This window comes from Gilliamella sp. Choc6-1, from assembly GCF_001690385.1.
In the GTDB taxonomy this organism is placed as follows: Bacteria; Pseudomonadota; Gammaproteobacteria; order Enterobacterales; family Orbaceae; genus Gilliamella; species Gilliamella apicola_A.
The window spans coordinates 39,157-45,156 of the sequence record NZ_LZHI01000022.1 but is presented as its reverse complement, the minus strand read 5'-3'; the positions used below and the strand labels follow the sequence as shown (position 1 = coordinate 45,156).

At 35.8% G+C, this 6,000-nt stretch carries 4 protein-coding genes; 3 read left to right on the top strand and 1 reads right to left on the bottom strand.

All coding sequences use genetic code 11. The features are described from left to right. Positions 1 to 87: 87 nt before the first annotated feature. Positions 88 to 1,761, top strand: a complete 1,674-nt coding sequence (asnB, locus tag A9G36_RS02555; protein WP_034947849.1) for an asparagine synthase B — start codon at positions 88 to 90, stop codon at positions 1,759 to 1,761. A 79-nt stretch (positions 1,762 to 1,840) separates the two neighbouring features. Here asnB and satP read toward each other — a convergent pair whose 3' ends face one another. Further along, a complete protein-coding gene (satP, locus tag A9G36_RS02550) occupies positions 1,841 to 2,419 on the bottom strand; it encodes an acetate uptake transporter (RefSeq protein WP_034947846.1) in 579 nt (192 codons plus the stop codon). 232 nt (positions 2,420 to 2,651) lie between these two features. On the opposite strand from satP, the gene dnaK reads away from it, so the two are divergent. Beyond that, entirely contained in the window at positions 2,652 to 4,568 is a 1,917-nt protein-coding gene (gene dnaK / locus A9G36_RS02545) for a molecular chaperone DnaK (RefSeq protein ID WP_065585368.1), read from the top strand. Positions 4,569 to 4,693: 125 nt separating this feature from the next. Then, positions 4,694 to 5,821 carry a molecular chaperone DnaJ gene (dnaJ, locus tag A9G36_RS02540; RefSeq protein WP_065585367.1) on the top strand — a complete coding sequence of 376 codons (1,128 nt, stop codon included), beginning with the start codon at positions 4,694 to 4,696 and terminating at the stop codon, positions 5,819 to 5,821. Positions 5,822 to 6,000 lie beyond the last annotated feature (179 nt).

Sequence of the window (6,000 nt, the reverse complement as noted above, 5' to 3'; positions counted from 1 at the left end):
TATTAAATAAAAATATTATTATTTTTTTATCTAGTTAGTTTTTACTTGTAACAGTATCGCTTATGCGATTTAAAATGGAGAAAATCAATGTGTTCGATTTTAGGTATTCTTGATATTAAATCAGATCCAGAACAATTACGAACAAAAGCATTAGAACTATCATGCCTACAACGTCATCGTGGTCCTGATTGGTCTGGTATTTTTGCTTCTGATAAAGCAATTCTTGCTCATGAACGTTTATCAATTGTAGATGTTAATACAGGATCTCAGCCGCTTTATAATAAAGATAAAACATTAGTTTTAGCAGTAAATGGCGAAATTTATAATCATCAAGAACTCCGAAATCAGTACAAAGATCGTTATGAGTTTCAAACAGGCTCTGACTGTGAAGTGATTCTTGCTTTATATCAAGAAAAAGGTATTGATTGCCTTGATGAATTACAAGGTATGTTTGCTTTTATCCTTTATGATATCAATAAAGGAAGCTATTTTATTGGCCGTGACCATATTGGTATTATTCCAATGTATACAGGTCATGATGAAAATGGCACATTTTATGTTGCCTCTGAAATGAAAGCATTAGTTCCTGTTTGTAAAACAATTGAAGCTTTCCCTCCGGGATGCTATCTATCTAGTACCGAAGGTGAAATCAAAACATATTACAAACGTGACTGGATGGATTACGAAAATGTGAAAGACAATAAGACGGATATTAATGCACTGCGTGTTGCATTAGAAGAGTCTGTAAAAAGTCATTTAATGTCTGACGTGCCATATGGTGTTTTATTGTCAGGTGGACTTGATTCTTCCGTCATTTCAGCGATCACTAAAAAATTCTCAGCACGTCGTGTTGAAGATCACGAAAAATCAGAAGCATGGTGGCCACAGTTGCACTCATTTGCTGTAGGTTTAAAAGGTGCTCCAGATCTTAAAGCTGCACAAGCGGTTGCTGATCATCTAGGTACAGTTCACCATGAAATTAACTTTACCATTCAAGAAGGTATTGATGCGATTCGTGACGTAATTTATTTCATTGAAACTTATGATGTAACCACAATCCGTGCATCAACACCAATGTATTTAATGGCACGTAAAATCAAAGCAATGGGAATAAAAATGGTACTTTCTGGTGAAGGTGCTGATGAAGTGTTCGGCGGTTACCTCTATTTCCACAAAGCGCCAAATGCTAAAGAATTCCATGAAGAAACTGTACGTAAATTAGCTGCACTACATATGTATGATTGTGCACGTGCGAATAAAGCAATGGCGGCTTGGGGCGTTGAAGCTCGAGTACCATTCCTTGATAAAAAATTCTTAGATGTCGCAATGCGCATCAATCCAAATGATAAAATGTGTGGTAGCAATGGCAAAATGGAAAAACATATTGTCCGTGAAGCATTTGAGTCTTACTTACCAGCATCGGTTGTTTGGCGTCAAAAAGAACAATTCTCTGATGGTGTTGGTTATAGTTGGATTGATACATTAAAAGAAATTGCAGAAAGTAAAATTACTGATCAGCAATTAGAAAATGCAAAATTCCGCTTCCCATATAATACGCCAACTTCGAAAGAAGCTTATATGTACCGTGAAATTTTCAATGAACTATTTCCAGTTGAAAGTGCGGCTCATTGTGTACCTGGCGGTCCAACTGTTGCATGTTCAACTGCTAAAGCAATTGAATGGGATGAATCATTTAAGAACTTAAATGATCCATCTGGGCGTGCAGCGGTTGGTGTTCATAACGACGCTTATAAAAAATAATTGGTTTTAGCGATAATTATTTGATAAAAAACGGGAAATATTTCCCGTTTTTTTATTAACGATAGACTAAATTAAATTATTAATGCGCAACGCCTTTTGGTGCACCAATCGGTAAAATAGTACGACCAAATTGCTCATTAATCACTTCTGCCATTGCCAAATAAACGGCACTTGCTCCACAAATAATGCCTTCAAAACCAGCAATATGAATAATACTATGATTACCTGAAATATTACCAATAGCTAATAAAGCAAATAAAATGGTTAAACTAGCAAAAACAAATTGTAATGCGCGGTTACCTTTTAATGTACCAATAAACATAAAGCCAGTAAAAATCCCCCATAACGCAAGGAAAATACCAACAAAAGTCGCATCAGATGGCGCTGTCGCTGGTGAAGTTGGTAAATACCAAATACCCACTAACGCAATCCAAAAGAAACCATAAGAAGTAAATGCAGTAGTACCAAACGTATTACCTTTTCTAAATTCTAAAATGCCAGCAATGACTTGTGCAAGTCCACCGTAAAAAATACCCATTGAAACTATTACTGTCATAACAGGAAAAAATCCTGCATTATGGATATTTAATAAAATTGTTGTCATACCAAATCCCATTAGCCCAAGTGGGCCTGGATTTGCAAGTTTAGTTTGTTCCATAAAAATCCTATAAATTAAATATGATGATTAAAAAGAGCAGCAATAATAAGTGTAGAAAACTTTACAATCAAGATTTAAGCAAAATTATTTTTTTTTACCCCTTGATATTGCCAAGAATGTTCCCATTTTATGTGGAAACAAAAACATTTCATTGTGTAAATTAAGGGCTTGAAATTACAGATTTAAGACCTATATACAATAAATAATAAACAGGTTTTGAGGAGAAAAGATTATGGGTAAAATTATTGGTATCGATTTAGGTACAACAAATTCATGTATTGCAGTAATGGACAATGGTCAAGCAAAAGTATTAGAAAACGCTGAAGGCGATCGTACAACCCCTTCTATTATTGCTTACACACAAGATGGAGAAATCTTAGTTGGTCAACCTGCAAAACGTCAAGCAGTAACCAATCCACAAAATACACTATTTGCAATTAAACGTTTAATTGGTCGTCGTTTTGAAGATGCCGAAGTACAACGCGACGTTAGCATCATGCCATATAAGATCGTAAAAGCTGACAATGGCGATGCATGGGTTGATGTTAAAGGTCAAAAAATTGCACCACCACAAATTTCTGCTGAAGTATTGAAAAAAATGAAAAAAACAGCAGAAGATTATCTTGGGGAAGCAGTGACTGAAGCGGTTATTACTGTACCTGCTTATTTTAACGATGCGCAACGTCAAGCAACTAAAGATGCTGGTCGTATTGCAGGACTTGATGTAAAACGTATCATCAACGAACCTACAGCTGCAGCGCTTGCCTATGGTTTAGATAAAGATGTAGGTAACCGAACTATAGCTGTTTATGACCTTGGTGGTGGTACATTTGATATCTCCATTATCGAAATCGACGACGTTGATGGCGAAAAAACCTTTGAAGTATTAGCAACAAATGGTGATACTCACTTAGGTGGTGAAGACTTTGACTCACGTTTAATCAATTATTTAGTTGATGAATTTAAACGTGAACAAAACTTTGATTTAAAAAACGATCCATTAGCAATGCAACGTTTGAAAGAAGCAGCAGAAAAAGCGAAAATTGAATTATCATCAGCTCAACAAACAGATATTAATTTACCGTACATTACTGCTGATGCAACAGGTCCAAAACATTTAAATATTAAAGTAACACGTGCAAAACTTGAGTCTTTAGTTGAAGATTTAGTTAAACGTTCTATGGATCCAGTAAAAACAGCCTTACAAGATGCAGGTCTTTCTGTTTCTGACATTAAAGACGTTATTCTTGTTGGTGGACAAACTCGTATGCCAATGGTTCAAAAAGCGGTTGCTGACTTCTTTGGTAAAGAACCCCGTAAAGATGTAAACCCTGATGAAGCGGTTGCTGTTGGTGCTGCTGTTCAAGGTGGTGTACTTGGTGGTGATGTTAAAGATGTTTTATTACTTGATGTTACACCATTGTCTTTAGGTATTGAGACTATGGGTGGCGTTATGACAGCGTTAATTGAAAAGAATACTACAATCCCAACTAAACATAGCCAAGTGTTTTCAACCGCTGAGGATAACCAATCAGCCGTAACTATTCATGTTTTACAAGGTGAACGTAAACGTGCAAGTGATAATAAATCACTAGGGCAATTTAATCTTGATGGTATTCAAGCTGCACCTCGCGGTATGCCACAAATTGAAGTTACTTTTGATATTGATGCTGACGGTATCTTACATGTATCGGCAAAAGATAAAAATACAGGTCGTGAACAAAATATCACCATTAAAGCTTCTTCGGGTCTAAGCGAAGAAGAAATTCAGAAAATGGTAAACGATGCTGAAGCAAATGCCGATGCTGACCGTAAATTTGAAGAGTTAGCACAAATACGTAACCAAGCAGATCATCTTGTTCATTCAACTCGTAAACAAATAACTGAAGCGGGTGATCAGTTATCAGCTGATGATAAAAAAGCCATTGAAGATGCAGTCAATGCTTTAGAAGTTGCCACTCGTGGTGAAGATAAAGCAGAAATTGAAGCTAAAATTAATGCATTAATGGATACTTCTAAAAAATTACTTGAATTAGCGCAACAACAAGCCCAAGCAGCTCAAAGTGCGGGACAATCAAATAATGCCACTGGTGCGCAAGATGATGTTGTTGATGCCGATTTTAAAGAAGTTGATGATGATAAAAAATAATCATTAATTAGTATGTTTTTTAATGCGTTATTTCAACAAGTTTTAAACATGTAACACATTAAACGGGCGTGAGGTAACTCAAGCCCGTTTAGTTGTTTATACAATGATAAAAATAAAGGTTAATTATGGCGAAGAAAGATTATTATGAAATATTAGGCGTAAGTAAAAGTGCCAGTGAAAGCGAGATAAAAAAAGCCTATAAACGACTAGCCATGAAATATCATCCCGATAAAAATCAGGATAATAAAGCAGAAGCAGAAGCAAAATTTAAAGAAGTCAAAGAAGCTTATGAAATTTTAACTGATACACAAAAGAAAGCGGCTTATGATAAATATGGACATGCTGCTTTTGAACAAGGCTATGGTGGAGCTGGTGCTAGTGGTTTTAGTGGATTTGGTGGTGGTTCTGCATTTGATGATATATTCAGTGATTTCTTTGGTGGTGGTCGTGGACGTGGACAAACTGTATCTCGTGGCAATGACTTACAATACAATATCACACTAACATTAGAAGAAGCTGCCGCAGGTGTAAGTAAAGAAATTAAGGTACCAACTTGGGTAAGTTGTGATATTTGCCATGGGCAAGGAACTGAAAAGTCTTCTGATGTGGTAACGTGTAATACATGTCATGGTGCTGGTGTTGTACAAATGCGCCAAGGCTTTTTTGCCGTACAACAAGAGTGTCCAACTTGTCATGGTCGTGGTAAAGTCGTTAAAAATCCATGTAAAAAATGTCATGGTGAAGGTCGAATACAAAAAACAAAAACATTGTCTGTCACTATTCCTGCTGGTGTTGATACAGGAAACCGAATTCGACTTTCTGGTGAAGGTGAAGCGGGCTTAAATGGAGCTCCTGCTGGTGATTTATATGTACAAGTGCAAGTTAAACAGCATGCTATTTTTGAGCGAGATGGCATAAATCTGCATTGCGAAATCCCGATTAATATTGCATTAGCATCACTTGGTGGCGAAGTTGAAGTGCCAACACTTAATGGCAAGGTCAGCTTAACAATTCCTGCCGAAACACAAACAGGTAAAATGTTTAGGCTACGTGGTAAAGGCGTTAAATCATTACGCACTAGCACTATGGGTGATCTTTACTGTCATGTTGTGGTGGAAACACCGGTTAATTTAACTAGTAAGCAAAAAGATCTACTGAAAGAATTAGGCGAAAGTTTTAAAGCAGATAAAAATTCAAAACACAGTCCAAAAGAAAAAAGCTTTTTTGATAAAGTAAAGAAATTTTTTGGGTAATATAAAAAATTAACTAAGCGAGATAGGTATTATCAATCTCGCTTTTTATTATCACTAGATAAGGTAAAAATTATTTTCCTTACATAATTAGATGCATTAAAAAGAGAAATGATTCAAAGTATAAAAATATATACAACCTATTAAGTGAAAAGAAAATGAAAAGGATGAATTAAAAATTA